Below are 24,649 nucleotides of genomic sequence, written 5' to 3' on the forward strand. Positions count from 1 at the left end.
ACCAATCGGCGCAACCCCGCGCAATTGCAAAGGCAGACACGGCAAAAGCTGTTTCCCCGAAGCCCGCGATGCGCTACGACCCCGGCCAACACAGGAGGCCAACATGACAGCATCGGTATTCATTGACGGCGAGGCAGGGACGACGGGGCTGCAGATCCGCGACCGATTGCTGCCGCGCGCGGATATCCGGCTGATTCAGGTGGACCCGGCACGGCGGAAGGATCCGGACGCGCGGCGCGAGGCCTTTGCTGCCGCGGATGTCGCGATCCTGTGCCTGCCCGATGCTGCGGCCATCGAGGCGGTGGCCTTGTGTGAGGGCTTGTCCACGCGGATCATCGATGCAAGCACGGCTTACCGTGTGAACCCCGACTGGGCCTTTGGCTTTGCAGAGCTCAGCGCGGCCAACCGCGCCCGCATTGCCGGGGCGGCGCGGGTGTCGAACCCGGGGTGCTACTCTACCGGGTCGATCGCCTTGCTTGCGCCTTTGGTGGCGGCGGGGCTGATCGCGCCGGATGCGGGGCTGACGATCAACGCGGTCTCGGGCTATTCGGGCGGCGGGAAATCGATGATCGCCGAGTTTGAAGCGGGCACCGCGGGGGCGCATTTCGTTTACGGGCTGGAGCACAAGCACAAGCATATCCCTGAGATCATGGTCCATTCGGGGCTGACGCGGCGGCCGATCTTTGTGCCGTCGGTCGGGAATTTCGCCCAAGGGATGATCGTGCAGGTCCCGCTGCATCTGCCTGCCGGGCAGACGGCGAAGGATTATCAGGCGGCTTTGGCGGCGCATTATGAAGGGGCCCGCTTCGTGCGGGTGGTGGAGGGGGACAGCCTGTTGCCCCGCGTCAACCCCGAGCGGCTGAATGGGTCCAATCTGATGGAGCTGTCGGTTCATGCCGGGCCGGAGGGGGACCGGGTGGTGCTGCTGGCCACGCTGGACAACCTTGGAAAAGGGGCCTCTGGCGCGGCGGTGCAGAACCTGAACCTGATGCTGGGCATGGAAGAAGGGGCCGGGCTGTAACACGGGGTTCTCTCTGTGTTACACCGGCATGAGTTGTTTGGGATCAATGGCTTAGGCTGTTGAGATTCATGGTTTGTTAACCTTTGCTCCCGGGCGCGGCGTGCCGCGTGCGGGGGGAGGAACGCGCCTCTGGCTTTGGGAGGGGACGCCTTGGCGTCACAGACGCCCCATCCCTGATCTCTGCGCCTTTGCAGCCTTTTGTCGAAAGCCAGTCGGAGGGACACCAACAGCGCCTTATGAGGCGCAGAAGAGATCTCCCCGGCGCTTCCCTGTCAGGGCGTGCTTGGGGGACGGGGTAGGTGTGATGTGAGACCGACGCGAAGAGCCCAATGCCGACACTCGTCACTTCCGCAGAGGCTGCAGGTGCAGCATCGCTGATAAGCTAGAACTTTGCGGGGAGGCTTGCTGTCTCATGCTGTGCGAGTCCTGCAAAGCAGACGTTCCGGCAATCTCGTGGGATCGCCGGAACTCCAGGTGAGATTGCGGTCGCCTGCCGCGTGTGCTTTGCGTTACCAGTAAAACTTTGGCGGTTCACGAGCGCTTTGAAGAACACGCAGGCTGTCACTCCACAGGGCTGACCGCCATTTCCTTTCGCGTGTGCCGCGATAGCAGTCCGATCGCCGCGACCATGCTCCAGCCAAGACCCATCGCAATCAGCCATGCGCCGCTGCCGGCGGGCAGGATCACCGAGGCGAGGCCGGCCACTCCGATGGGCAAGCGCCACGCCCAGGTCAGAGGGCGTCCGCACCAGCCGCCGAAGGCTACAGCCCACAGGGCTGTCGAGGCGAAAAGGCCACCCGCGCTAAGGGTGACCTGGGCGAGACCGCCCTGGCCCAACACTCCCGGATCGAAGACGAAGCCGAAGGGCACGAAAAAGGCCACGAGGCTGAGCCCGAAGGCCGAGAAGCTCGTCTTGGCCGTCGAGGCCTGCCCCACGGCGGCGGCCGCGAACGAGGCCAAGGCCACGGGCGGAGTTACCATCGACAGCACGCAATAGTAGAAGACGAAGAAATGTGCGGCCAGCGGCTGAATGCCCAGCTCCTGCAAGGCGGGCACGAACAGGACCGCACCGATGATGTAGGCCGCGACCGTGGGCAGGCCCATGCCCATGACGATGCACCCGAACATCGCAAGCGCCAGCGAGGCATAGAGCGAGCCCTCGGACAAAGACAAAAGCGAGGCCGCGAACTTCAGCGCCAGGTTCGATTGGACCGCCACCGCGATCACCAGGCCGATGGCCGCGATCGGGACGGCCACATCGGCGACCTGCCGGGGCGCGTCACGCAGCGCCGTCGCCAGCTCGGACCAGCCGATGCGGGTCGACGGGCGCAGGAAGGGCACGATCAGGCATGAGGCAGAGGCCGCGACGGCGGAATAGGGCGCCGAATAGCCCGTGACCAGCAGCGCGATCAGCACGAGGGGCGGCAGGATCAGGTGCAGGCGCGAGGCGATGGCCGGGGTGGCGTTGACCTCTTCGCGGGTCAGGCTGCGCAGGCCGTCGCGCCGCGCCGAAAGGTCCACCACCAGAAGCAGCGCCAGGTAGAAGGCCAGCGCCGGGATCAGGCCAGCCAGCGCCAAGTCGACGTAGGGCATGCCCAGCATCTCGGCCATGACGAAGGCAGCGACACCCATGACCGGGGGCATGAGCTGGCCGCCGGTCGAGGCGATGGCCTCGATCCCCGCCGCGCGATGGGGCGCAAAGCCCGTGCGCTTCATCAGCGGGATGGTGAAGACCCCGGTCGAGACGACATTGGCGACCGCGCTGCCCGAGATCGAGCCCATCAGGCTGGAGCCGACGATTGCCGCCTTGGCCGTGCCGCCGGTCGCGCGCCCGGCCAACCGGACCGCGAGGTCGATGAACAGTTGCCCGCCGCCGACCGCCGCGTAGAAGGCGCCGAATAGGATGAAATAGAAGATGAAGTTGACCGAGGTCGACGTGGTGATCCCCAGAACGCCGGCGGTGGTCATCGTCGCGATCTCGACTGCAGCCTCGGCGTCGAAGCCACGAAAGCCGATCCAGCCCGGCAGCAGGTTGCCCCAGAAGGCATAGAGAATGAAGACCAGCAGCACCCAGACCAGGACCATGCCGACCGCCCGGCGCGCGCCCTCCAGCAGCAGCAGGACCAGCGCCGCGCCGGCGGCCATGTCCACGGGCAGAACGGGCGAGACGTTCTCCATTCGTGTGGTCAGGCGTGGAAACTCGATGAGATAATAGGCGGTAACGGCCAGCGTCGCCGCGATCAGAACGCCGTCGATGGCAAGGCGCAAGCCGCGCGGCCAGGACGGCGCCTCGAGCGGGCGATAGAGAAACAGCAGGACCAGTGCGAGGCCCAAATGGATGGGCCGTTCGAACAGCGGTTGCTGCGGGGCCAGAAGCAGCCAGATCTGGAACAGGATGAGGCCGGTGCCGATGACGAAGGCGGCCGTCTGGACGGGGTGGCGGGGTGCTGCGGACATGGGCTCCTCCCGAATGTCGCGGATGATCGCCGCTCTCCCTGCGGCGGTGGTCGTGGACCGGCGCCGATCGGCGCCGGCCTGTGGGCCATCACATCAGCCCGGCTTCCTGGTAATATCGAGCCGCGCCAGGGTGCAATGGTATGCCAGTGCGTTCAGGTTGCATCGCGGTCGCCGGATCGAATTGCGACCAGGCGCCGTGCGATGCCTTTAGCGCCTCAGCATTCTCAATGATCGTCTTGGTGATCGTATAGGCAATTTCCTCGTCCAGATCGTTGTTCGCGATCAGCACCGTGCCGAGATTGGCTCCACTAGTCGGCCCGGTCTGGCCCTCGAACCACGGGCCGTATTCCCCGATGGTCATGCCGTTCTGCGACAACATCTCCTGCGCCTCGGGCGGCAGGTCGAGGAAGGCCACGCGGGTCGTCAGGCCGACCTCGGTGATCGTTGGATGGCCTTGAATGATCGTATCGATGTAGATGTCCGCCCCACCATTGCGAAGCTGGTCGGCGATCTGGTTTGTGTCCAATTGGATCACGTCGCCGCCCCGCGCGCGGATGTCGTCCATGCTAACACCGAGGGACTCGAAAATCATCTCGGCCGCAGGCACTGCGGACGACCCGACGGGCTTGATCAGCAGGCGGAACGGAATATCCGACTGCGCGATCTCCTTGAGGTCGCGGGTGCCGGCACGCTGCAGGAACTCCTCGCGCGCGATGACGCCAATATAGACGTCATTCAGCCCTCCCACGAGCGCCGAGATGTCAGGGGCGGCCATGCCGTCATAGACGTCGCTGCCCTCCTGCGCCCAGACCGCCGTGGCAACATTGGACAAGGCAATCTCGGCCCGGCCGCTCTGGACGACCATCGGATTAGCAATGCCGCCGCCGCGCGCGATGATCTCGGTCGAGTTCGAGCCGAGGATCGGCTCGATCATCTGCTGCAGCGTCGCAGCAAAGACATACCAAGACGAGCCTTCGCGCATGGCGCCGATACGCACGTCCTGCGCAGCTGCCGGCAACGCTGCGGTTGTCACCAGCACCGCGGACATGGCCACGCCGCGCATGGCGGTGGTGAGTTTGTCAAACATCTGATCCTCCTCCCCTGAAAGATGCGGCCCCCTTATGACGGGGGGCCGCGATGTTACTCGGCCGCCATCAGCTGGTGCACCGGCTCGATCTTCGCCGCGTCGAAGGCGGCAAAAATCTCGGCCTCGGCGGCTTCGCCCAGGTTCTTCAGCGGCTCGCGGATCGTCGCGTGATCCAGAACGCCGCGCTTCACCAGTCCCAGTTTCAGCGCCACTGTGCCCTCCATGTGCGAGCCGCGATGATAGACGGCCTTGGTCACGGGCAGAAGCTGGTCGTGGATCTTGCGGGCACGGGTGTAGTCCTGCGCCTTGCCGGCCTCGATCAGGTCGACCAGCAGTTCGGGCGCTATGTTGCCGTAACCGACCAGCAGGCCGTCCACGTCGAACATCGTCGGCAGAAGCCATTCGTCATGGCAGGACAGGATCTGCAGGTCAGGGTTCGCCGCCTTCAGCTGCGGGATCTCGGTATACCAGCGCTTCATGTTGCGCACGCCGTTTTTGGTGGCGACGACGCCCTCCTGCGTGGCGATCTCCAACTGGGTATCCAGATCATAGCTGGCCTTGGTTGCGTCTGGATACTGGAACAGAATGCATTGCAGCCCGGATTCCTGCCAGATCGCCTTGTAGCGATCCTGCGGCGCACCTTTCTGAAAGCCGAAGCGCAGCCAACCGTGATTGGGATAGACCAGCGCGCCGGTCGCACCGGCGGCCTTGCACTTCTTGGCCTCTTCGGCGGCGACCTTGGTGCCCTCGCCGGTGATGCCCGCGATGATCGGCACCGCGCCGTCCACGGCCTCGACATAGGTGCGGATCAGGGCCAAGCGCTCGTCCTCGGTCAAGAAGGTCCCCTCGCCCGCGTGGCCTAGGATGACAAGCGACTTCACGCCGCGCACCGAGACCAGCCAGCGGGCGATCCGGGCATTGGCCTCGTGATCGACGGCGCCGTTTTTGGTGAAGGCGGTGACGGGGGCGGGGCTGAGGCCGCGAAGATCCATTGGTTGCATATCTGAACTCCTCCTGAAGCGTCCGGTATCATTAGCCGTTCCCTGTGTTGCCGATTGGGAACGATTGTGGGAACGTTCCCAAAAAATCATTGTTGCAGCGGCCCGTCAAGTGCTAATCTAGGGCTGCAACCAAAAAGGGGCTTCGTCTTGAACTTTGACGACCACTCTCACCAAGTCGCCCGCGCACGGGTGACGCTTCATGATGTCGCTCGAGAGGCCGGGGTCTCGAAGTCCACCGTCTCGCGTATGCTGGACGAGCGGCTGCCGAAGTCCGACAGCGCCACCGCGCAGCGGGTGCGCGAAATTGCGTTGCGCTTGGGATACATGCGTGACGTCTCGGCGGCGGCCCTGCGCCGGGGTAGCACAGGCATGATCGGCGTCATCGTGCCTCGCCTGACCGACACGGTCATGGCGATGTTATACGAGGCGCTTGCCAAGGCGGCCGCGCGGGCAGGTCAGTTCACAATCGTCGCCACAACCGATGACGAGCCCGACGCGGACCGCCGCGCCGCCGAGGCACTGCTGCGCCGCGGGGTCGACGGCCTGATCCTGGCAACCGCCCGCGAGGGCAGCGACTTCACTTATGACCTTGCCGCACGGGGGGTGCGCTACGTCCTTGCGCTGCGGCATAACGGTAGCAGTCTTGCTGCCGTGGGGGACGATCAGCTTGGCGGCTATCTCGCGACTCGGCACCTGATTGACTTGGGCCATCGGGACATCGCGGTGCTGACCGGACCAGGCTATGCGACCAGCGCGCGTGGGCGTGTCGCGGGCTATCGTCAGGCCATGCAACAGGCAGGCTTGTCGGTGCGTGCCGATCTGGTCGTGCCGTCAACCTTCAGTATCGAGTCTGGCGCCGAAGCTGCAGCTCACTTGCTAGCTCTGCCGCAACGGCCGACCGCGATCTTTGCAATCAACGACAATACTGCGATTGGCGTGCTCTCCACCCTTGTCCAATTTGGAATGGCGGTTCCCGGCGAAATGTCGGTGGTTGGCTACAACGACATTCCTATAGTCCGGCGGCTCCCCACGCCGCTAACCACAGTGCGTGTCCCATTCGACCAGATTGCGGCCGCCGCCTTGGAGCTGTTCATGGCTGAAGATGTTCCGGATGTAGACCGAGTTCGTGCGGTGGCGCCAACCTTGATCCCGAGAGCGACGACCGCACGGTCGCGAGAATAAGGCCCTTGGCAATCCAAGGTAGATGTCTGCATTCCTCTAATAACCCAAGCCGTGCAACCATGATCACCCTATCAACCGGCACGATAAACCTTTGCTAGCTGTAGACAAGCTGCAGGTGCAGCGAACGGCAGAAAAGTCCGCTAAGTAGACCTGTCGATGATTCAGACATAGGGCAGCGTCTGACCGCCGGGTGGGCGCTGCATCGCTGGTTCCAGGCACTTTCTGGTTCAAATTCTTCCCCCGAAGTTCTGCGGGTGACGTTGCATAAGCGCCCGCCCGAGGGGGCGGTCGGGCGCTGCACGGCAGGCTTCGCCTTGAGTCCGGGCAAAAGGGCAAAATGCGGCCTTTTGGCAATTGAGCTTTGCGTGGCCTTTCCAAGGGCGGGCGCGGCCTTTTTTGTGGGCGGCAGGGGATCGTCTTGGCAAGTGCGGTTCGGTGTGCTCTGCGCCTGTGGCGGGTCAGGCCGCGTGGGCGCCAGCGGCGAGGGCCGCCACATTCGCCAGCACTTCCGCCACGGGCTTGCCGGCGCCGATGTCTTTCACGATGGCGGAGCCGACGACGCAGCCATCGGCCACGCCAGCAATCGCCTTTGCCGCGTCCGGCGTGGTGATGCCGAAGCCCACGATCACCGGCAGATCGGTCGATTGCTTGATGCGCGCCACCTCTGGCCCCACATCGGCGGCTTGCGCCGCCGCCGCCCCGGTGATGCCGGTGACAGAGACGTAATAGACAAAGCCGGAGGTGTTTTTCAGAACGGCGGGCAGGCGTTTGGCATCGGTCGTGGGCGTGGCGAGGCGGATGAAGTTCAGGCCCGCGGCTTGGGCGGGGAGGCACAGCTCGCTGTCTTCTTCGGGCGGCAGGTCGACGACGATCAGCCCGTCGATGCCTGCCTCTTTCGCCTGAGTCAGAAAGCGATCGACGCCGCGCGCGTAGATCGGGTTATAATAGCCCATCAGCACGATGGGCGTGGTCGCGTCGCCCTTGCGGAAGTCGCGGACCATATCGAGCACCTGATCCATCTTCATGTGATGATCGAGCGCGCGTTGCCCGGCGAGTTGGATGGTGGGGCCATCGGCCATCGGGTCGGTGAAGGGCATCCCGAGTTCGATGATGTCGACCCCTGCCCCCGGCAGACCCTTCATCACGTCGAGCGATGTGGCCACATCGGGGTCACCTGCCATGATATAGGCGACGAAGCCTTTTTTCCCCTGCTGGCGCAGGCGTGCGAAGGTCGCGTCGATTCTGGTCATGTCTGGCCCCATCCCTTTTGTCCTTATGCGGTTTGCACGGGCGGGCGGGGAAAATCAATGGGGCGCGGCGGGGCTGGCGGGATTGATCCCGTGCGCTATCGCGCATAAGAGCCTGTCAACCGCCGGATGGAGAGTATCATGGGTTTCAAGATGGGTATCGTGGGTCTGCCGAATGTCGGCAAATCGACCCTGTTCAACGCGCTGACCCGCACGGCTGCCGCGCAGGCGGCGAATTTCCCCTTTTGCACCATCGAGCCGAATGTGGGCGAAGTGGCGGTGCCGGATGACCGTCTGGACAAGCTGGCGGCGATTGCCGGATCGAAGCAGATCATCCCCACGCGAATGACCTTTGTTGATATCGCGGGGCTGGTGCGCGGGGCCTCCAAGGGCGAGGGATTGGGCAACCAGTTTCTGGCCAATATCCGCGAATGCGATGCGATTGCCCATGTGCTGCGGTGCTTTGAAGATGGCGACATCACCCATGTGGAAGGGCGCATTGATCCGGTGGCCGATGCCGAGACGATTGAGACCGAGCTGATGCTGGCCGATCTGGAGAGCATCGAGCGGCGGCGGGCCAATCTTGCGCGCAAGATCAAGGGCGGTGACAAGGAGGCGGCGGATCAGGACCGGCTTTTGGTGCTGGCGCAGAAGGCGCTGGAGGATGGCAAGCCCGCGCGCACGGTTGAGGTGGCGGCGGATGATCTGCGGGCGTGGCGGCTGTTGCAGCTGTTGACCTCGAAACCCGTGCTTTATGTCTGCAATGTCGAGGAATCCTCGGCGGCGAGCGGCAACAGCCAATCGGCGCGGGTGGCCGAGATGGCCCGCGCGCAAGGCGCGGGGACGGTGGTGATTTCCGCCCGGATCGAGGAAGAGATCAGCCAGTTGCCCGAGGATGAGGCGGCGATGTTCCTGGGCGAGATGGGGCTGGAAGAGGCCGGGTTGGACCGGCTGATCCGCGCGGGCTATGAGCTTTTGGGCTTGCAGACCTATTTCACCGTGGGGCCGAAAGAGGCGCGGGCCTGGACGATCCTGAAGGGCACGCTGGCGCCGCAGGCGGCGGGCGTGATCCATGGCGATTTCGAGAAGGGCTTTATCCGCGCGGAAACCGTGGCCTATGCCGATTACATTGCCGGCAAGGGCGAGGCGGGCGCGAAAGAGGCGGGCAAGTTCCGGGTGGAAGGCAAGACCTATGAGGTCAAGGACGGGGATGTGCTGCACTTCCTGTTCAGCGGCTGAGGCGCGGCGCAAGGCGTGATCGCGGCAAAACGGCAGGTGGCGGGGACGCTGGCTGCCGTTTTTGCGTGTTCGGGGGGCTGCTCTGTGGGGCTGTTCGGGGGCGGCGGTTGAATTTGTTCCCGTTATGTTCTATATCCTGATGGTGTAGAACAGCGGAGTCGTCCCATGGAGAGCCCCACGTTTGCCCTGCCCGCCACCCCGCGCCAGATCGCCTATGCGCGGTCTTTGGCCTTGCGCAACCAGACCTTGCTGCCGTGGGAGGTGCAGCAGGACCGGCGCAGTCTGAGCGCATGGATCGAGTCGCAGGCGCAGATGGTGCCCGCCGCGCAGTTGGACGCGCGCCCAAGCTCCCGCCAGGTGGCCTTTGCCGAACGGCTGGCGCGGGTGAAGCGGCGCGCGGTGCCAGAGGCGTGCTTTCGGGACAAGGCCTTGATGGCGAAGTGGATCGACGGCAACAAGTGAGGGGGCTTGGGCCAGAAATTTCTTGTATAGCGGATTTTAGGGCGTTATAGCGCCACCATCGACGCGCCGATTTGAGCACCAGCTTGCGGGCGCGAAACAAATGCAGCTAAAGCGAAGGGATCGTCAGGTCTTCTTCGATCAACATGGCCACGGGGTCGTGGCCGGGAAGGAGACAAGGATGCGGGACAGTTGCGTGACGGCGGATGAGAGCAGCGCGCCGATTCCGATCAGCGATATCGCGCGCAGCCGCGCGGATTTTCCGGCGGCACGGATCACCTTTCATCTGGAACTGGTCTGTCAAGGCCTAGGCGGACTGGCGGCGCTGTGTGAGGTGCTGGACCGGGCAGGCCTTGGCTTGCGGGCCTTGCGGGTGAGCGAGGGGGGGCGGGTGTCCTGTCTGTTGCAGGATGATCCGGCGGCGGATCTGACGGGTCTGGCGGTGCGGCTGCCGCAGGTGGCGGTGCTGGTGAGCTGGCAGACGCAGATCGCGTTCTGACGGCGGAGCAGCCAAATATTCCGTGATGGCGGAATGTTATCTCTTATATTGACAACTTTCGGATTTGGCCTGACGATGCGGCGACAGCACAGGAGGCTCCATGTCGCGCAATGGCTTTCTTCAGCAGGTGTCGCGCACACTTGCGGACATCGAGGACGCAGGCTTGTTCAAGCGGGAGCGGCAGATCACCTCTGCGCAATCCGCGCATGTGGCGGTGGAGGGGCGGTCGGTTCTGAACCTGTGCGCCAACAATTATCTGGGGCTGGCGGATGACCCGGCGCTGATCGCGGCGGCGCATAAGGCGTTGGACGACAACGGCTTTGGCATGGCCTCGGTGCGGTTCATCTGCGGGACGCAGGACTTGCACCGCAAGCTTGAGGCGCGGATCGCGGCCTATCTGGGGATGGAGGACAGCATTTTGTTCGCCGCCTGTTTCGATGCCAATGGCGGGCTGTTCGAGCCGCTTTTGGGGCCCGAGGATGCGGTGATTTCAGACGCGCTGAACCACGCGTCGATCATTGATGGCATCCGGCTGTGCAAGGCGCAGCGCTACCGTTACGCCACATCCGATATGGCGGATCTGGAGGCGCAGTTGCAGGCGGCACGGGCGGCAGGGGCGCGGCATATCCTGATTGCCACCGATGGCGTGTTCTCGATGGATGGCACCTTGGCCAAGCTGCCCGAGATCACGGCGCTGGCGGAGAAATATGGCGCGCTGACGATGGTGGATGATTGCCACGCCACCGGATTCATGGGGCCGCAAGGGCGCGGCACCCCGGCCCATGCCGGGGTGACGGTGGATATTCTGACCGGCACGCTCGGCAAGGCGCTGGGGGGCGCTTTGGGCGGCTATATCGCGGGGCCGCAGCCGGTGATTGATCTGTTGCGGCAACGCGCGCGGCCTTACCTCTTTTCCAACGCCCTGCCCCCGATGATTGTGGCCGCAGGTCTGGCGGCCATTGACATGGTTGAGGCGGCGGATGATCTGCGCGCGCAACTCTTTGAAAACGCGGCCTATTGGCGGGCGGGGCTGACGGAGGCAGGCTTTACGCTGTTGCCCGGCGCGCATCCCATCATTCCGGTGATGACCCATGAGGCGCCGCTGGCGCAGGCCATGGCGCGGGAGTTGTTCGCGCGCGGCGTCTATGTCTCGGGCTTTTTCTTTCCGGTGGTGCCGAAAGGACAAGCCCGCATCCGCACGCAGATGAATGCGCGGCTGACCCGAGGGGATCTGGATTTCGCGCTGGAGCAGTTCCGCGCGGCGGGCAAGGCTGTGGGGGTGATCTGATGCGCAATGACATGAAGGCACTGGCCAAGAGCAAGCCGGAAACCGGGCTGTGGATGGAGCGCCGTCCGGTGCCCGAGATTGGCCCGGATGATGTGCTGATCCGCATTCGCAAGACCGGGATTTGCGGCACTGACATTCACATCTGGAACTGGGATGACTGGGCCGCGCGCACGGTGCCGCTGGGGTTGGTCACGGGCCATGAATTTGCGGGCGAGATTGTGGAATTGGGCCGCAATGTCACGGGTCTGTCGGTCGGGCAGCGCTGTTCGGGCGAAGGGCATCTGATTTCCAACCAGTCGCGGCAATCCCGCGCGGGCAAGTTCCACCTTGACCCGGCGACGCGCGGGATTGGCGTGAACGAGCAAGGGGCTTTTGCGCAATATCTGTGCCTGCCCGCCTTTAACGTGGTGCCCCTGCCCGATGAGATTGACGACGAGATTGGCGCCATCCTCGACCCTTTGGGCAATGCGGTGCACACCGCGCTGTCCTTTGATCTGGTGGGCGAGGATGTGCTGATCACTGGCGCCGGCCCCATCGGGATCATGGCGGCGGCGGTGGCGCGCCATGTGGGCGCGCGGCATGTGGTGATCACGGATGTCAATCAGGATCGGCTGGATCTGGCCGCGCAGGTGACCGATGTGGTGCCGGTGAACGTGGCCCGGCAAGACCTGCGCGATGTGGTGGCAGGGCTGAAGATGAAGCAAGGCTTTGATGTGGGCATGGAAATGTCGGGCAATCAGGCGGCGCTGGACCAGATGATCGAACATCTGGTGATGGGCGGGCGCATTGCCATGCTGGGCATCCCGCCCGGAAAATCCCCCGTGGACTGGAGCCGGATCGTGTTCAAGGCGATCACGCTGAAAGGCGTCTACGGGCGCGAGATCTTTGAGACATGGTACAAGATGATTGCCATGCTGGAGAACGGGCTGGATGTGCGCCGGGTGATCACGCACCGCTTTCAGGTGGAGGATTTCCGCGACGGATTCGAGGTGATGCGCGCCGGGTCCAGTGGCAAGGTGGTGCTGGACTGGGGCTGAGGCCTAGAGCAGGCGGTTCAGATCGGTGGGGCGGTTTTCAAAGATCTGCTCCATCGAGAACAGGCCCGTGACCTTGTCGAAATCAAAGCCGTCGATCAGCTTTTGATAAAAGCGGTCATAGCCCGCCATGCCGGGGGTGACGATTTTCAGCAAGTAATCCCATTCGCCGCCGATCCGGTTGAAATCGATCACCTCGGGCAGGCTTTGGACGTGGCGCGAAAAGCGGTCGACCCAATCGCGGGCGTGGTGACGGGTGCGGATCATCACGAAAACGGTGAGATCAAGGCCAAGGGCCGCCAGATCCACCCGCGCCTGCGATCCGGCAAGGATGCCCGTCGCTTGCAGCGCCTGCATGCGCCGCCAGCAGGCGTTTTGCGACAGGCCGACCCGTTCGGCCACCTCGCGCTGCGAAAGCGACGAATCGCGTTGCAGGGCGGTGAGGATGCGAAGATCAAAAACATCGAGATTTTTCATGACGCCGATCATATGATCGAATTTTTCATGAGAACAGCGAAAATGAATGGGATTTGATCGGCGGCCTTCGTTCTATCGTGGTTCCAACAGAAGGAGACTGCGGTGTGACGGAAGAAGCCAATTTGTTTTCCCCCTTTCTGGCTGCGTTGCAGGCGGGTGATACGATGGCGGGCCTGCGGGCGGGGCTGATCGGCGAGGGCATTCCGGTGGATGGCGGCTTTGGGCCGAAGCCTTTGATTTATGCGGATTACACCGCCTCGGGCCGGGCCTTGCGGCAGGTGGAGCAGTTCGTGATGGAGCAGGTGCTGCCCTATTACGCGAACAGCCACACCGAGGCGTCGTTCTGCGGCGCGCGCATGACGCGGATGCGGCGGGCGGCGCGCGGCTTTGTCGCGCGGTCATGTGGGGCGGGGCCGGACCATGCGGTGGTGTTTTGCGGATCGGGGGCGACGGCGGGGATCAACCGTCTGGTCACGCTTTTGGGGGCCGGGCCGGGGGCGCGGGTGATTCTGGGGCCTTATGAGCACCATTCCAACCTGCTGCCGTGGCGCGAATGCGGGGCCGAGGTGATCGAGCTGGACGAAGATCCGCAAGGCGGGCCGGACCGCGCGGCGCTCGCGGCGGCCTTGGCGGGCGCGCCTGCGGGAGCGCGGGTGATCTGTGCGTTTTCGGCGGCGTCGAATGTGACGGGCGAGGTGGCCGATGTGGCGGGCCTGACGCGGCAGGTGCGGGCGGCAGGTGCGCGGATCGTCTGGGATTACGCGGGCGGCGGGCCTTATCTGCCGATTGCGATGCGCCCTGCCCCGGGGGTGGAGATTGACGCCGTGGTGGTGTCGCCGCACAAGTTTGTGGGCGGGCCGGGGGCTTCGGGCGTGATGATCGTGCGGCGCGATGCGGTGCTGGGCGACCGTCCGAGCCAAGCGGGCGGCGGCACGGTGCGCTTTGTTTCGCCGCAAGCGCATGATTACAGCCCGCGGATCGAGGCGCGCGAAGAGGCGGGCACGCCGAATGTGGTGGGCGATATCCGCGCCGGGCTGGCCTTTCTGGTGAAGGATCACATGGGCACGGCCGAGATGGCGCGGCGCAATGCGGTGCTGGTGACCGCAGCGCACAAGGCTTGGGCCGCGCATCCGAGGATTGCCTTGCTGGGGCCTTTGGCGCGCGAGCGCTTGCCGATCTTCTCGTTCCGGGTGCGCGATGGCGCGGGCGGGTTTGTGCATCATCAGCTGTTCACGCGGATGCTGTCAGACCGCCATGGCATTCAGGCGCGGGGCGGGTGTGCCTGCGCGGGGCCCTATGTGCACAGGCTTTTGGGCATTGATGCAGAGGGGTCGGCAGCGCTGCGGGCGGCGATTCTGGCGGGGTCGGAACTGGACAAGCCGGGGTTCGTGCGGCTGAACCTGTCGCCGCTGATGAGCGACGAAAAGGTGAAATCCATTCTGGACAGTGTCGCCGCGCTGGCGCAAGAAGCGCCCGAACTGGCGCGCCACTATGGGGCGGACCCGGCAACGGCGATTTTTTCCGCGCTGACGCACAAGGCGGTGGCGTGAGGCGGACGAAACCCCGGTCGGGGGCCGGATTCACCGGGTCTGCGTGAAAAACTTTCTTGACAGTGACTTCCGCTATGGCAACATTGAATCCGTGATGTCGGAGGATGGTTGCTGCGATGCGATGTGTGCGTCATGTATACTGGGCAGGGATGCCGGGATGCGATGGGCGGATCGAGTCGGGTGAGGCCGGTGTCGAACAGGCGGCATGGGTGGGTGCGGGCAAGCCCCCTCCCCTGCTGCACAACAGCAACCTGACGGAGAAGTGACGATGAGCGGGCAAGGTCTGACGGAGTTGGAAGCGCGACTGGCGCGCGATCTTGAGGATCTTTGCTATCCGCCGAACAATTGGGTGCCCCCGCGCCGGCACAAGGGCGAAGCGGTTGTCGATGCGGTGATCGTGGGCGGCGGGATGTGCGGGCTGGTCGCGTGGCTGGCGCTGTCGCGGGCGGGCATCCGCAATGTGCGCATTCTGGACAAGAACCCCGAGGGGCGCGAGGGGCCGTGGGTCACCTATGCAAGGATGGAGACCCTGCGCTCGCCCAAGGTGCTGACGGGGCCTGCGATGGGGTTGCCGTCGCTGACGTTTCAGGCGTGGTATCGCGCGCAGTATGGGCAGGCGGCTTGGGCCGCGCTGGACAAGATCCCGCGTCCGATGTGGATGGAGTATCTGCGCTGGTATCGGCGCAGCCTTGGCATTCCGGTGGAAAACGGCGTGACGCTGGAGCGGGTGGACCCTGAGGCCGGGATGCTGCGGCTGCACCTGACGGGGGCGGCAGAGGCATCGGTTCTGACGCGCAAGCTGGTGATGGCCACGGGTCGCGATGGCACCGGCGCGCCGCAGATCCCCGGCTTTGTCGAAGGTGTCGACCGCGCCTTCTGGGCGCATTCGTCGGACCCGATCGATTTTGCCGCGCTGAAGGGCAAGCGGGTTGCGGTGGTGGGCGTAGGGGCCTCGGCGGTGGACAATGCCGCCGAAGCGCTGGAAGCGGGCGCGGCCGAGGTGCGCCACCTGATCCGCCGCCCCAAGATGCCCACCGTGAACAAGATGATGGGCATTGGCAGCTATGGCTTTACCAGCGGCTTTGCCGCGATGAGCGATGACTGGCGCTGGCGGTTCATGCATTATTCCTTTGCCACCCAGACGCCACCGCCGCGCGGATCGACCCTGCGTGTGAGCCGCCATCCGAATGCCTATTTCCATTTCGGCAAGGCGGTGCAAAGCGTGACGCGCGATGCGCGCGGCTTGCAGATCGGCTTTGCGGATGGCACCCGGCTGGAGACGGATTACCTGATCCTTGGCACCGGATTCACGGTGGACCCGCTGTCGCGGCGCGAATTCGGGGCAGCGGCCGAAGATATTCTGCTGTGGCAGGATGTTTACACGGCGCCCCCCGGGCTGGAGTCGCGCGATCTGGGGCTGTTCCCCTATCTGAACCCCGATTTCACCTTTGAGCCGAAGGTGCAGGGCCGGTCGGACTGGCTGCGGCATGTCTATTGTTTCAACTATGGCTCGACCGTCAGTCTGGGCAAGACCAGCGGCGACATTCCGGCGGTGTCGGTGGGCGGCGACTGGCTGGGGCGCGAGATGGCGCGCAAGCTGTATCACGAAGACATCGAGCAGCATTGGCAGGCCTTGCAGGACTATGCCACGCCCGAATTGCAGGGTGACGAATGGCGCGCGAGCGACCTGCCGGTTGCCGCTGTGGCCCATGCAGAGTGAGGACCCGCGCATGACCGAGACGATTGACACCCCGACCCTTCCGGCCACCAGCGTCACCGCGAGCGTGGCGGGCCTGTCCGGCACCGCGACCGAAGCCGCGATTGCCGCCCGGCGCGACATTTTTGAAAAAACCGAAGCCGCAGAGATTGCGGTGCTGACCCCGGCCGAGGCCGGGGGCCTGTCGCATGATCTGCGCCATGCGCTGGCCGCGCGGATCGCGGCCTTGCACGGGGCAGACGATCAGGCCGCGCGTTACCGGGCCGGTGTGAAAGAGGCGACGCTGGCCGCGCTGGCGGACGTGGGCACAACAGCGCAGGACCCGCGCCTTGCCGCGATGCTGCGCTTTACCGATGCGGTCAGCACCAAACCGGCGGGGATCACCGCGCAGGATGTGCGCGACCTGCAAGGGGCCGGGATTTCGGACGCCGATATTGTGCGTCTGGCCGAGTTGAACGCATTTCTGGCCTATCAGCTGCGGCTGATCGCGGGCCTGCGACTGATGGTGGAGGCGGCACGATGAGCGATGATGTGATCCACCGTTTCACGCGGACCGTGCCGGAGTGGCGCCCGCGTGTGGTGCCGGTGAAGCTGGCGGAGGCCACGCCAGAGCAGCTGGAGGCGCTGCAGGTGACGCCGTCGAACACCAAGGTGTCCGATTATGTGCTGGTGCTGGCGCATGATGTGGAAACGCTGAAGGTGCGCTCGCCGCTGTTCAACGCGATCATGTATGGCAAGGGCGGCCTGAGCCGCGCCGAGCGCGAGTTGGGGGCGCTGGCGGCTTCGGTGGTGAACCACTGCATCTATTGCGCCGCCGTGCATGCCGACCGCCATGCGCAGCTGTCGAAAGACAAGACGGTGACGGACAAGCTGTTTGCCATGGGCGAGAAGGCCGATCTGGGCCCGCGCGACCGCGCCATTCTGGATTTCGGGATGCGGCTGGCGCGCACGCCGCACGAGGCCACGGTGGAAGACGTGCAGGCCTTGCGCGACGCGGGGCTGGATGAGGGGGAGATTCTGGATCTGACCCTTTCGACGGCGCTGTTCAGCTGGGCCAACCGTTTGATGCATATTTTGGGAGATCCGGTCCGCAAGGCCGGGTGACGACAGGAAAGACAAAGGAAGAACGATGGCTGAGACAGGCGAAAAACGGACCGTGGGTATTGCAGGTGCAGGGGCTGTTGCCTTTGCCACGGCGGCCTGTCTGGAAGATGCGGGCCATCGGGCCGTGCTGTGGTCGCCTTCGGGGGCGCGGACGGAGCGGCTGGCAGCCGGGGCGCCTTTGCTGGCCAAGGGCGCGCTGGAGGGGGAATTCCGCCCCGGCGTGGCGGCCTCGGCGCAGGATCTGGTGGCGGGCTGTGATGTGGTGCTGGTGGCCCTGCCCGGCTATGGCCACAAGGCGGTGCTGGATGCCATCGCGCCGCATATGCGCGACGGGCAGCCCGTCATCATCAGCTCGCACGCGTCTTTTGGGGCGCTGTATCTGCTGAAGCGTCTGGCGGCGCGGGGGGTGACGGTGCCGGTGACGGTGTGGGGCACCACGCTGGCCACCGCGCGGGCGCCGGATCTGACCACGGTGTCGGTGAACACGATCCGGTCGAAGATCGATGTGGCGACGGTGCCGGTTTCGGCGTCGGGCGCGGGGCTGGCGCTGTGTCAGGCGCTGTTTGGCGACCGCTTTGTGCCACGCGATGATTTGCTGGCGATTGCGCTGTCGAACCTGAACCCGCAGAACCATATGGGCATCGCGCTGTGCAACATGACCCGGATGGAGCATGGCGAAAGCTGGAGCCAAGGCGGCAATGTGACGCCGAATGTGGGCCGGTTGATGGAGGCGCTGGATGCCGAGCGGGTGGCGATTGCCACTGCCCTTGGGCTGAAGGTGCGCACGATTTTCGAGCATTATCACCTGTCCTATCATGTGCCGATCGCCTCGATCGCCGAGATGAATGCCGAGCTGCATGCCAAGGGCATCGGCGGGCAAGGTCCGGCCACGGCGGACAGCCGCTATGTGACCGAGGATGTGCCTTATGGGCTGGCGGTCACGGCGGCGCTGGGGCGGATGGCCGGGCATCCGGCGGTGCTGCATCAGGCGGGGGTGGATTTGTTCTCGGCGATGTATGGCCGTGATTTTCTGGCCGAAAACACCTTGCTTGCCGAAATCGGTCTGGAGCGGCTGAGCCTTGAAGAGCTGCGCCAAGCCTGCCACGACGGGGTGTTGCCGTCGCAATAAAAGACGCGCCCTGTGCGCGCGCATACTGGCCGACCCAACAGTTTAGAGAGGATATCTCCATGACCAAGCTTCTGATGAACCGCCGCCGCTTCCTGCATGGCACCGCCTTGGGCGCTGCCGCTTTGGCCAGCCCCGCCTATCTGCGCCACGGGATGGCGCAGACCGGGGGGGAGGTGAACATCTGGACCTACAACAACTTCGTGCCGGAAGATTTCAAGGCGCAGTTCGAGGCTGAAACCGGCATCAAGGTGAACATCCGTCTGGTCGATGACCAAGGCAAGCAGTTCAACCTTCTGGCGGCGGAACAGCCGAACCCGACGGTGGACATCCTGACGGTGGCGGGCCACCGCTATTTGCAGTTCATCGATTCCGACCTGCTGGCGCCGATGGACACGGGGCGTCTGTCGAACTGGGGCAACATCAATCCGGTGTTCTCGGAAAGCGACTGGGGCACGATCAACGGCGAGAAATGGGGCGCGCCGATCCTGTCGGGGGCCGAGGTGCTGGCCTATAACACTGAAGTGGTGAGCGAAGAGGAAGCGCTGACCTGGGACACGCTGTTCTCGGACAAATACAGCCAGCAGAACGCCTATATCCTGCAAGACATGATGTCGGTGATGATGCTGGCCAAGGGCTATGACGGCAACATGGTGGAATATCTGGGCAATGAGGCCGAGGCCGCCCGGATCATGACCGAGATGCGCGACTTCTTCATCGCGCAGAAGCCGAAGGTGCGCAAATACTATGACGGCGGCGCGGAAGTGCAGCAGATGTTCGTCAATCAGGACATCGTGCTGGCCCATGCGTGGAACGGCCCGATTGCCACGCTCATCACCGATGGCTTCCCGGTGGCGATGACCATTCCGAAGGAAGGCAGCTATGGCTTTGTCTATACGCTGAACATCGCCAAGGGCGCGCCGAATGCGGACAACGCCTATCTGTTCCTGAACGCGCTGCTGTCGAGCCCCGAGATCGGCGCGAACCTGAGCCGCAGCTCGGGCTTTATCTCGACCTTCAAGGATGCCGACAAGCATCTGAGCGAGATCGAGCGCAAGGCCACGTCCTTCCCCGAAGAGCAGCTGGCCGGATTGCAGTTCTTCCGCGCCGAGGCGAACGAGATGAAATACGGCCTGATGGACCCGGCCGTGGAACAGATCAAGGCCGCCTGATCGCCTTGGCAGGCGGCGCCCCCGGGGGGCCGCCTGCCGCCGCTCTGGCTTTCGTTTTCGCCCGGCCCGACCCTTGCGGTCAGGCCCATCAGAGGCTTTTTCCCTCATGACAATGACCACCGACACCGGCAGGGCCGGCACGCGTGACCGCCCGGGATTCTGGGGGCGGCTGAGCACCTTTGGACCCTATACGGCGCTGACGGATGTTTTGCTGTCCTCGCCGCGCCGGCAGTTCTGGGTCTTGCTGACCATTCCGATCCTGTGGGTTTTCGTGACCCATCTGGGCCCGATCCTGCAGATGCTGAATGTCAGCCTGCTGACCAATTATCCGCCGAGCCCCAACAAGGTGGCGAGCTATACGCTGGAGAATTACAGCAAGTTCTTTGCCGACAGCATCTTCATCACCCCGTTCATCCGGACGCTGGTGTTTTCAACGGTGCTGACGCTGACCACGCTGATCATCATGTATCCGGTGGCGTATTTTCTGGCCCGGCATGTGCCGCGCAACAAGCAGATGCTGTTCCTGATGCTGCTGCTGATCCCGTTCTGGGTGGGTGAGGTGGTGCGGATCTTTGCCATGATGATCCTTTTGGGCAACAACGGCGCGCTGAACCTTGCGCTGCAATGGCTGGGGCTGACCGAGCGGCCGATCCCCTTTATGTATACCGGGTTTTCGCTGAGCGCCGGGATCATCTACCTGACCGCCCTCTATATGCTGATGCCGCTGTATTCGGCGCTGGAGAAGATCCCCACCAGCTATGGCGAGGCCGCCGCCGATCTGGGCGCCGGGCCATGGACGCGGTTTCGCCGCATCACCCTGCCCTTGTCGCTGGAAGGCATCGCTTCGGGCTGCACGCTGGTGTTTCTGATCTCGACAGGCATGTATGCCACGCCGGTTCTGCTGGGCGGGCCGAGCACCACGCTGTTCTCGGAAGTGATTGCCGGGTTCTTCCACGTCGCAGGGGACCAATGGCCGGTGGGCGCCGCGTTTTCCTGCATCATGCTGCTGACGGCGCTGGCGCTGTCGGGCGGGTTCAACAAGCTGATGGGGCATCTGGCCGGGAGGGTGAAGAAATGACCCGCAACACACGGATCTTGATGCAATGCATCTATTGGGCCTTTGTGCTGTATCTGCTGGTGCCCTTGGCGCTGATGATGCTGATGGGCTTCAAGGACTCAAAATTCATCGGCTTTCCGATCCGGTCGTGGACGCTGGACTGGTATCTGGGCGTCTTTGGCGATGCGGCGGTGATGCAGGCCTTTGGCTATTCGATGTTCATTGCCGTGGCTTCAACCGCCATCGCGCTGTTCATGGGGGTTTGGATCGCGGTCGCGCTGACCGGGCGCAGCTTCTGGGGCCGGGCCATCGTGCTGGGCCTGACGCTGTTGCCCGCCGTTATTCCGGGGGTGATCTCGGCGATTTCGTTCCGCATCGCGGCGCGGGTTATTGGGATGGAGCCGGGGATGTGGGCGATCATCTGGTCGCACGCCATTCACAACGTGCCCTTCGTGGTGCTGGTGGTGATGGCGCGGCTGACGACGCTGCCAAAAAGCTATGGCGAGGCCGCGCAGGATCTGGGTGCAGACCCGATCATCACCTTCTTCCGGGTGACCCTGCCTTATCTGAGCCCGGCCATGGTGGGCGGCGGCGTCTTCTGCATGTTGCTGAGCTTTGACGACTTTGTCCGTTCGTTCTTCCTTGGCGGCTATGAGCCGACCCTGCCGGTGCTGATCTTTGCCAAGCTGCGGTCGGGCATGTCGCCGGAGATCAACGCAATTTCCACAATCGTATTGGTGCTGACCGCTTTGCTGGGCCTGTGGGCCGAACGGTCGATGCGCGGAATGTCCAAGAGGGCTGCAAATGACTGACACGAAAGATCCGATCGTCCGGATCGAGGGCGTAACCAAATCCTTCGGCAGCTTCACCGCGCTGCATGAGATGAACCTGAGCATCGCCAGCGGCGAATTCGTGACCTTCCTTGGCCCGTCGGGCTGTGGCAAGTCGACGACGCTGCGGATCTTGGGCGGGTTCGAGCGGCCCGACACGGGCCGCGTGATCCTGAACGGGCAGGATGTGACCGCCCTGCCCCCGAACAAGCGCAATGTGAACATGGTGTTTCAGGACTATGCGCTGTTTCCCAACATGACCGTGCGGCGCAACATCGCCTTTGGTCTGGAACTGAAGGGCATGGGGGCCTCGGCGATTGCGGCCCGGATTTCCGAGCTGGCGTCTTTCCTTGAGCTGACCGCCTATCTGGACCGCCGCCCCGACCAGCTTTCGGGTGGGCAGCGGCAGCGGGTGGCCTTGGCGCGGGCCTTGGCCCCCGATCCGGCGCTGTTGCTGCTGGACGAGCCTTTGGGCGCGCTGGATGCCAAGCTGCGCGCGCAGGTGCAGGTGGAGCTGAAGGCGATCCAGCGGCGGACCAACAAGACGTTCTTCTTCGTGACCCATGATCAGGAAGAGGCGCTGACGATGTCGGACCGGATCGTGGTGATGAACAAAGGCCGGATCGAACAGGACGGCACGCCGGAAGAGCTGTATTTCCGGCCCGCGAGCCGCTTTGTGGCCGAGTTCATCGGCGAGACCAACCTGCTGACAGGGCGCGCCTTGGGGCTGGATCAGGGCAGCGCCGGGTTCGACTGGCAAGGGCACAGCTTGCGCGCTGTGGCCGCCCCCAAGGGCACCACGGCGGCAGGAGCGACGGCCACGGCATCGCTGCGGCCCGAAAAGGTGCAGGTGACGCGCGAGCGGCCCGCGACCGAGAATGCGGTGGAGGGCACGGTGGTGAGCCGGTTGTTCAAGGGCCACCGGATGCTGCTGGATGTGGCGGTGGGCGATCAGGTGATTCAGGCCTATACCGACACCGATCGCGGCCGCGATCTGGCGGATGGCAAGGTCTGGCTGGGCTGGAACGCCGCCAACCTGACGCTGCTGGCCGACTGAGGCCCAAGAAGTCCGGGCCGCGCGGGGATGCGCGGCCTGTCCGCGCGCGCCGGGACGCATCATGCTTGAGATTACCAACCGCAGGGTTCTGAACATTGCCCTGCCCATTCTGTTGTCGAATGTGACCATTCCGCTGCTGGGGTTGGTTGACACGGCGGTGATCGGACAGATGGGGGCGGCGGCCCCGATCGGGGCGGTGGCGCTGGGCGGGATCATCCTGTCGACCATCTATATGCTGTTCACCTTTCTGCGCATGGGCACGTCAGGGCTTGCGGCGCAGGCGCATGGGCGGGGCGATGCGCGCGAGACCGCGCTGGTGCTGCACCGGGCGCTGCTGATTGCGGCGCTGTGCGGGGCGGGGCTGATCTTGCTGCACCTGCCGCTGCTGGCGGGGGCCTTTGCGCTGTCGCCTGCTTCGGATGAGGTGGAGGATCTGGCGCGCAGTTATGTCTCGATCCGGATCTGGGGCGCGCCTGCGACGATTGCGGTTTATGCGATTTCCGGCTGGCTGATCGCGCTGGAGCGTGCGCGGTCGGTGCTGGTGTTGCAGTTGTGGATCAACGGGGTGAACATCGCGCTGGATGTGTTGTTCGTCATCGTGCTGGGCTGGGGCGTGCCGGGGGTGGCGGCGGCCACGTTGATCGGCGAGTGGTCGGGCTTTGCGCTGGCGGTGTGGCTGTGCCGCGATGCTTTCGTGCCCGCGCTGCGCTCACGCTGGGCCGAGATCGCCGAGCGGGTGGCGTTGAAGCGCACGATGGCGATGAATGCCGATCTGGTGGCGCGGTCGGTGCTGTTGCAGGCAAGCTATACGTCTTTTGTCTTCTTGTCGGCGGGTCAGGGGGATGTGAGCCTTGCCGCCAATCAGGTGCTGTTGCAGTTCCTGCATCTGTTTTCCTATATGCTCGACGCTTTCGCCTTCTCCGCCGAGGCGCTGGTGGGGCAAGCGGTGGGCGCGCGGCAGGTGGGGCCGCTGCGCCGGGCGGCGACGCTTTCGGGGCAATGGGCCTTTGGCGGCAGTCTGGTGCTGACGACGGCGGCCTTTTTCGGCGGGCCGCAGTTGATTGCGCTGATGACCACCGCGCCCGATGTGCAGGCGGAGGCGATGCGCTATCTGCACTGGGTCTGGATCATGCCGCTGGCGAGCTTTGGCAGTTTCATCTTTGACGGCATCTTCATCGGGGCGACGATGTCGCGGCAGATGCGCAATGTGATGTTCTTTTCGCTGATCCTGTATACCGCGACCGTGCTGATCGGGCTGCCCCTCATCGGCAACCATGCGCTGTGGCTGGGGTTGATCGTGATGAGTCTGGCCCGCACCGCGCTGATGGCGCGCAGCTATCCGCTGGTGGAGGCCAAGGCGCGGGGGGCGGAAGGGGCTTAGCTGTTTTGCACGATGAGGATGGCACGGGCGGGGCCGCCCACGGCTTCGATCCGGTGGGCGCGGTCGGCGAAATAGCGGGCGGTGTCGCCCTTGGTGAGCCGCTGGGTTTCGTCGCCCGAGGTGACATCAATCACCCCGTCGAGCAGGGTGAGGTGTTCCCGGCAGCCGGGACCGTGCGGATCACTGATCAGCTTGCCGCCCATGCTGAAGGTGAGGTCATAGACTTCGTGCACGCCCACCGCCTCGGCCGGGGACAGGATGCGGATGCTGACGCCCACCCCGCGCCCGCCGATGACCGGCGCGGCCTCGGCCCGGATGACTTCGATGCGGGGGGTTTCGCGGGCTTCGAGCAGGCCCGCGAAATCAACCTGAAGCGCCTGCGTCAGGTTCCAGAGCGTGGCGACCGTGGGGCTGGATTCGGCGCGTTCGATCTGGCTGACCATCGAGCGGCTGACGCCGGAGAGCTTGGCCACCGCTTCGAGGCTGAGACCCTTGGCGGTGCGCGCCTCTTTCAGCGAGGCAGCGAGGCGGACGTGGATTTCGGACCGGGGGTTCATCGGAGCTTTCTGGCACGGGCGGGTGTTGAAACGCGGCACCGGAAGGGGTGCACCGCGGTGAGGGTGGCGCAAGATATGAATTCTGGCAACCGTTTAAGTGGCACGGG

Annotated in this window: 23 protein-coding genes; 17 read left to right on the plus strand and 6 right to left on the minus strand. The window is 64.4% G+C overall.

The annotated features are described in order from the left end of the window. The first annotated feature begins 103 nt into the window (after positions 1 to 103). Positions 104 to 1,021, plus strand: a complete 918-nt coding sequence (gene argC / locus CUR21_RS12210; protein WP_100197285.1) for an N-acetyl-gamma-glutamyl-phosphate reductase — start codon at positions 104 to 106, stop codon at positions 1,019 to 1,021. Positions 1,022 to 1,582: 561 nt separating this feature from the next. Here argC and CUR21_RS12215 read toward each other — a convergent pair. The 3 genes from CUR21_RS12215 to CUR21_RS12225 all read right to left on the minus strand — a co-directional run bounded on the left by CUR21_RS12215 (position 1,583) and on the right by CUR21_RS12225 (position 5,566). Next, entirely contained in the window at positions 1,583 to 3,478 is a 1,896-nt protein-coding gene (locus CUR21_RS12215) for a TRAP transporter fused permease subunit (protein ID WP_100197286.1), read from the minus strand. 88 nt (positions 3,479 to 3,566) lie between these two features. Then, complete coding sequence (locus CUR21_RS12220) at positions 3,567 to 4,565, minus strand: TAXI family TRAP transporter solute-binding subunit (RefSeq protein WP_100197287.1); 999 nt, start codon at positions 4,563 to 4,565, stop codon at positions 3,567 to 3,569. A gap of 53 nt (positions 4,566 to 4,618) precedes the next feature. Continuing rightward, complete coding sequence (locus tag CUR21_RS12225) at positions 4,619 to 5,566, minus strand: dihydrodipicolinate synthase family protein (protein ID WP_198431687.1); 948 nt, start codon at positions 5,564 to 5,566, stop codon at positions 4,619 to 4,621. 147 nt (positions 5,567 to 5,713) lie between these two features. On the opposite strand from CUR21_RS12225, the gene CUR21_RS12230 reads away from it, so the two are divergent. Further along, entirely contained in the window at positions 5,714 to 6,748 is a 1,035-nt protein-coding gene (locus CUR21_RS12230) for a LacI family DNA-binding transcriptional regulator (RefSeq protein ID WP_232622772.1), read from the plus strand. Positions 6,749 to 7,206: 458 nt separating this feature from the next. On the opposite strand, the gene trpA is transcribed toward CUR21_RS12230, so the two are convergent. Then, positions 7,207 to 7,998 carry a tryptophan synthase subunit alpha gene (trpA, locus tag CUR21_RS12235; protein WP_100197538.1) on the minus strand — a complete coding sequence of 264 codons (792 nt, stop codon included), beginning with the start codon at positions 7,996 to 7,998 and terminating at the stop codon, positions 7,207 to 7,209. 138 nt (positions 7,999 to 8,136) lie between these two features. Between trpA and ychF the strand changes: the two genes are divergently transcribed. The 5 genes from ychF to tdh all read left to right on the plus strand — a co-directional run bounded on the left by ychF (position 8,137) and on the right by tdh (position 12,517). After that, positions 8,137 to 9,234, plus strand: a complete 1,098-nt coding sequence (ychF, locus tag CUR21_RS12240) for a redox-regulated ATPase YchF (RefSeq protein WP_100197289.1) — start codon at positions 8,137 to 8,139, stop codon at positions 9,232 to 9,234. A 165-nt stretch (positions 9,235 to 9,399) separates the two neighbouring features. Then, the gene (locus tag CUR21_RS12245; RefSeq protein WP_100197290.1) at positions 9,400 to 9,696 is read left to right on the plus strand and encodes a hypothetical protein; all 297 of its coding nucleotides are present in this window, start codon (positions 9,400 to 9,402) and stop codon (positions 9,694 to 9,696) included. A gap of 178 nt (positions 9,697 to 9,874) precedes the next feature. After that, complete coding sequence (locus CUR21_RS12250) at positions 9,875 to 10,192, plus strand: hypothetical protein (protein ID WP_100197291.1); 318 nt, start codon at positions 9,875 to 9,877, stop codon at positions 10,190 to 10,192. Positions 10,193 to 10,292: 100 nt separating this feature from the next. Next, positions 10,293 to 11,480, plus strand: a complete 1,188-nt coding sequence (locus tag CUR21_RS12255; RefSeq protein WP_100197292.1) for a glycine C-acetyltransferase — start codon at positions 10,293 to 10,295, stop codon at positions 11,478 to 11,480. An 11-nt stretch (positions 11,481 to 11,491) separates the two neighbouring features. Continuing rightward, positions 11,492 to 12,517, plus strand: a complete 1,026-nt coding sequence (gene tdh, locus CUR21_RS12260) for an L-threonine 3-dehydrogenase (protein WP_232622801.1) — start codon at positions 11,492 to 11,494, stop codon at positions 12,515 to 12,517. A gap of 3 nt (positions 12,518 to 12,520) precedes the next feature. Here tdh and CUR21_RS12265 read toward each other — a convergent pair whose 3' ends face one another. Further along, complete coding sequence (locus CUR21_RS12265) at positions 12,521 to 12,991, minus strand: Lrp/AsnC family transcriptional regulator (RefSeq protein WP_232622773.1); 471 nt, start codon at positions 12,989 to 12,991, stop codon at positions 12,521 to 12,523. 164 nt (positions 12,992 to 13,155) lie between these two features. Between CUR21_RS12265 and CUR21_RS12270 the strand changes: the two genes are divergently transcribed. From CUR21_RS12270 to CUR21_RS12315, 10 genes are all read left to right on the plus strand, one after another. Next, positions 13,156 to 14,541, plus strand: coding sequence for an aminotransferase class V-fold PLP-dependent enzyme (locus CUR21_RS12270; RefSeq protein ID WP_100197539.1), 1,386 nt, complete (start codon positions 13,156 to 13,158; stop codon positions 14,539 to 14,541). Positions 14,542 to 14,809: 268 nt separating this feature from the next. Next, the gene (locus CUR21_RS12275) at positions 14,810 to 16,261 is read left to right on the plus strand and encodes an NAD(P)-binding domain-containing protein (protein WP_100197295.1); all 1,452 of its coding nucleotides are present in this window, start codon (positions 14,810 to 14,812) and stop codon (positions 16,259 to 16,261) included. 10 nt (positions 16,262 to 16,271) lie between these two features. Beyond that, entirely contained in the window at positions 16,272 to 16,781 is a 510-nt protein-coding gene (locus CUR21_RS12280; protein WP_100197296.1) for a hypothetical protein, read from the plus strand. Continuing rightward, positions 16,778 to 17,362, plus strand: coding sequence for a peroxidase-related enzyme (locus tag CUR21_RS12285; RefSeq protein WP_100197297.1), 585 nt, complete (start codon positions 16,778 to 16,780; stop codon positions 17,360 to 17,362). The genes CUR21_RS12280 and CUR21_RS12285 overlap by 4 nt, the downstream gene beginning before the upstream one ends. 25 nt (positions 17,363 to 17,387) lie before the next feature. Next, positions 17,388 to 18,491 carry an NAD/NADP octopine/nopaline dehydrogenase family protein gene (locus CUR21_RS12290; RefSeq protein ID WP_100197298.1) on the plus strand — a complete coding sequence of 368 codons (1,104 nt, stop codon included), beginning with the start codon at positions 17,388 to 17,390 and terminating at the stop codon, positions 18,489 to 18,491. A gap of 59 nt (positions 18,492 to 18,550) precedes the next feature. Next, the gene (locus CUR21_RS12295) at positions 18,551 to 19,660 is read left to right on the plus strand and encodes a PotD/PotF family extracellular solute-binding protein (protein ID WP_100197299.1); all 1,110 of its coding nucleotides are present in this window, start codon (positions 18,551 to 18,553) and stop codon (positions 19,658 to 19,660) included. Positions 19,661 to 19,766: 106 nt separating this feature from the next. Continuing rightward, positions 19,767 to 20,738, plus strand: a complete 972-nt coding sequence (locus CUR21_RS12300; RefSeq protein WP_100197300.1) for an ABC transporter permease — start codon at positions 19,767 to 19,769, stop codon at positions 20,736 to 20,738. Continuing rightward, positions 20,735 to 21,529: an ABC transporter permease gene (locus CUR21_RS12305; RefSeq protein WP_100197301.1), complete on the plus strand. Its 795-nt coding sequence runs from the start codon at positions 20,735 to 20,737 to the stop codon at positions 21,527 to 21,529. The genes CUR21_RS12300 and CUR21_RS12305 overlap by 4 nt, the downstream gene beginning before the upstream one ends. Further along, positions 21,522 to 22,604, plus strand: a complete 1,083-nt coding sequence (locus CUR21_RS12310; protein ID WP_100197302.1) for an ABC transporter ATP-binding protein — start codon at positions 21,522 to 21,524, stop codon at positions 22,602 to 22,604. Before CUR21_RS12305 ends, CUR21_RS12310 begins: the two co-directional genes overlap by 8 nt. A gap of 61 nt (positions 22,605 to 22,665) precedes the next feature. After that, entirely contained in the window at positions 22,666 to 23,985 is a 1,320-nt protein-coding gene (locus CUR21_RS12315) for an MATE family efflux transporter (RefSeq protein ID WP_100197303.1), read from the plus strand. On the opposite strand, the gene CUR21_RS12320 is transcribed toward CUR21_RS12315, so the two are convergent. After that, positions 23,982 to 24,542, minus strand: coding sequence for a helix-turn-helix domain-containing protein (locus CUR21_RS12320; protein WP_100197304.1), 561 nt, complete (start codon positions 24,540 to 24,542; stop codon positions 23,982 to 23,984). The genes CUR21_RS12315 and CUR21_RS12320 overlap by 4 nt on opposite strands. Positions 24,543 to 24,649 lie beyond the last annotated feature (107 nt).

It is taken from the genome of Pseudorhodobacter sp. MZDSW-24AT, from assembly GCF_002794355.1.
Classification (GTDB): domain Bacteria; phylum Pseudomonadota; class Alphaproteobacteria; order Rhodobacterales; family Rhodobacteraceae; genus Pseudotabrizicola.

Excerpts from the sequence above, each read along its gene's own strand:
- argC (WP_100197285.1), top strand. The coding sequence starts at position 104 with ATGACAGCATCGGTATTCATTGACGGCGAGGCAGGGACGACGGGGCTG.
- CUR21_RS12215 (WP_100197286.1), bottom strand. The coding sequence starts at position 3,478 with ATGTCCGCAGCACCCCGCCACCCCGTCCAGACGGCCGCCTTCGTCATC.
- CUR21_RS12220 (WP_100197287.1), bottom strand. The coding sequence starts at position 4,565 with ATGTTTGACAAACTCACCACCGCCATGCGCGGCGTGGCCATGTCCGCG.
- CUR21_RS12225 (WP_198431687.1), bottom strand. The coding sequence starts at position 5,566 with ATGCAACCAATGGATCTTCGCGGCCTCAGCCCCGCCCCCGTCACCGCC.
- trpA (WP_100197538.1), bottom strand. The coding sequence starts at position 7,998 with ATGACCAGAATCGACGCGACCTTCGCACGCCTGCGCCAGCAGGGGAAA.
- ychF (WP_100197289.1), top strand. The coding sequence starts at position 8,137 with ATGGGTTTCAAGATGGGTATCGTGGGTCTGCCGAATGTCGGCAAATCG.
- CUR21_RS12245 (WP_100197290.1), top strand. The coding sequence starts at position 9,400 with ATGGAGAGCCCCACGTTTGCCCTGCCCGCCACCCCGCGCCAGATCGCC.
- CUR21_RS12250 (WP_100197291.1), top strand. The coding sequence starts at position 9,875 with ATGCGGGACAGTTGCGTGACGGCGGATGAGAGCAGCGCGCCGATTCCG.
- CUR21_RS12255 (WP_100197292.1), top strand. The coding sequence starts at position 10,293 with ATGTCGCGCAATGGCTTTCTTCAGCAGGTGTCGCGCACACTTGCGGAC.
- tdh (WP_232622801.1), top strand. The coding sequence starts at position 11,492 with ATGAAGGCACTGGCCAAGAGCAAGCCGGAAACCGGGCTGTGGATGGAG.
- CUR21_RS12265 (WP_232622773.1), bottom strand. The coding sequence starts at position 12,991 with ATGAAAAATCTCGATGTTTTTGATCTTCGCATCCTCACCGCCCTGCAA.
- CUR21_RS12270 (WP_100197539.1), top strand. The coding sequence starts at position 13,156 with ATGGCGGGCCTGCGGGCGGGGCTGATCGGCGAGGGCATTCCGGTGGAT.
- CUR21_RS12275 (WP_100197295.1), top strand. The coding sequence starts at position 14,810 with ATGAGCGGGCAAGGTCTGACGGAGTTGGAAGCGCGACTGGCGCGCGAT.
- CUR21_RS12280 (WP_100197296.1), top strand. The coding sequence starts at position 16,272 with ATGACCGAGACGATTGACACCCCGACCCTTCCGGCCACCAGCGTCACC.
- CUR21_RS12285 (WP_100197297.1), top strand. The coding sequence starts at position 16,778 with ATGAGCGATGATGTGATCCACCGTTTCACGCGGACCGTGCCGGAGTGG.
- CUR21_RS12290 (WP_100197298.1), top strand. The coding sequence starts at position 17,388 with ATGGCTGAGACAGGCGAAAAACGGACCGTGGGTATTGCAGGTGCAGGG.
- CUR21_RS12295 (WP_100197299.1), top strand. The coding sequence starts at position 18,551 with ATGACCAAGCTTCTGATGAACCGCCGCCGCTTCCTGCATGGCACCGCC.
- CUR21_RS12300 (WP_100197300.1), top strand. The coding sequence starts at position 19,767 with ATGACAATGACCACCGACACCGGCAGGGCCGGCACGCGTGACCGCCCG.
- CUR21_RS12305 (WP_100197301.1), top strand. The coding sequence starts at position 20,735 with ATGACCCGCAACACACGGATCTTGATGCAATGCATCTATTGGGCCTTT.
- CUR21_RS12310 (WP_100197302.1), top strand. The coding sequence starts at position 21,522 with ATGACTGACACGAAAGATCCGATCGTCCGGATCGAGGGCGTAACCAAA.
- CUR21_RS12315 (WP_100197303.1), top strand. The coding sequence starts at position 22,666 with ATGCTTGAGATTACCAACCGCAGGGTTCTGAACATTGCCCTGCCCATT.
- CUR21_RS12320 (WP_100197304.1), bottom strand. The coding sequence starts at position 24,542 with ATGAACCCCCGGTCCGAAATCCACGTCCGCCTCGCTGCCTCGCTGAAA.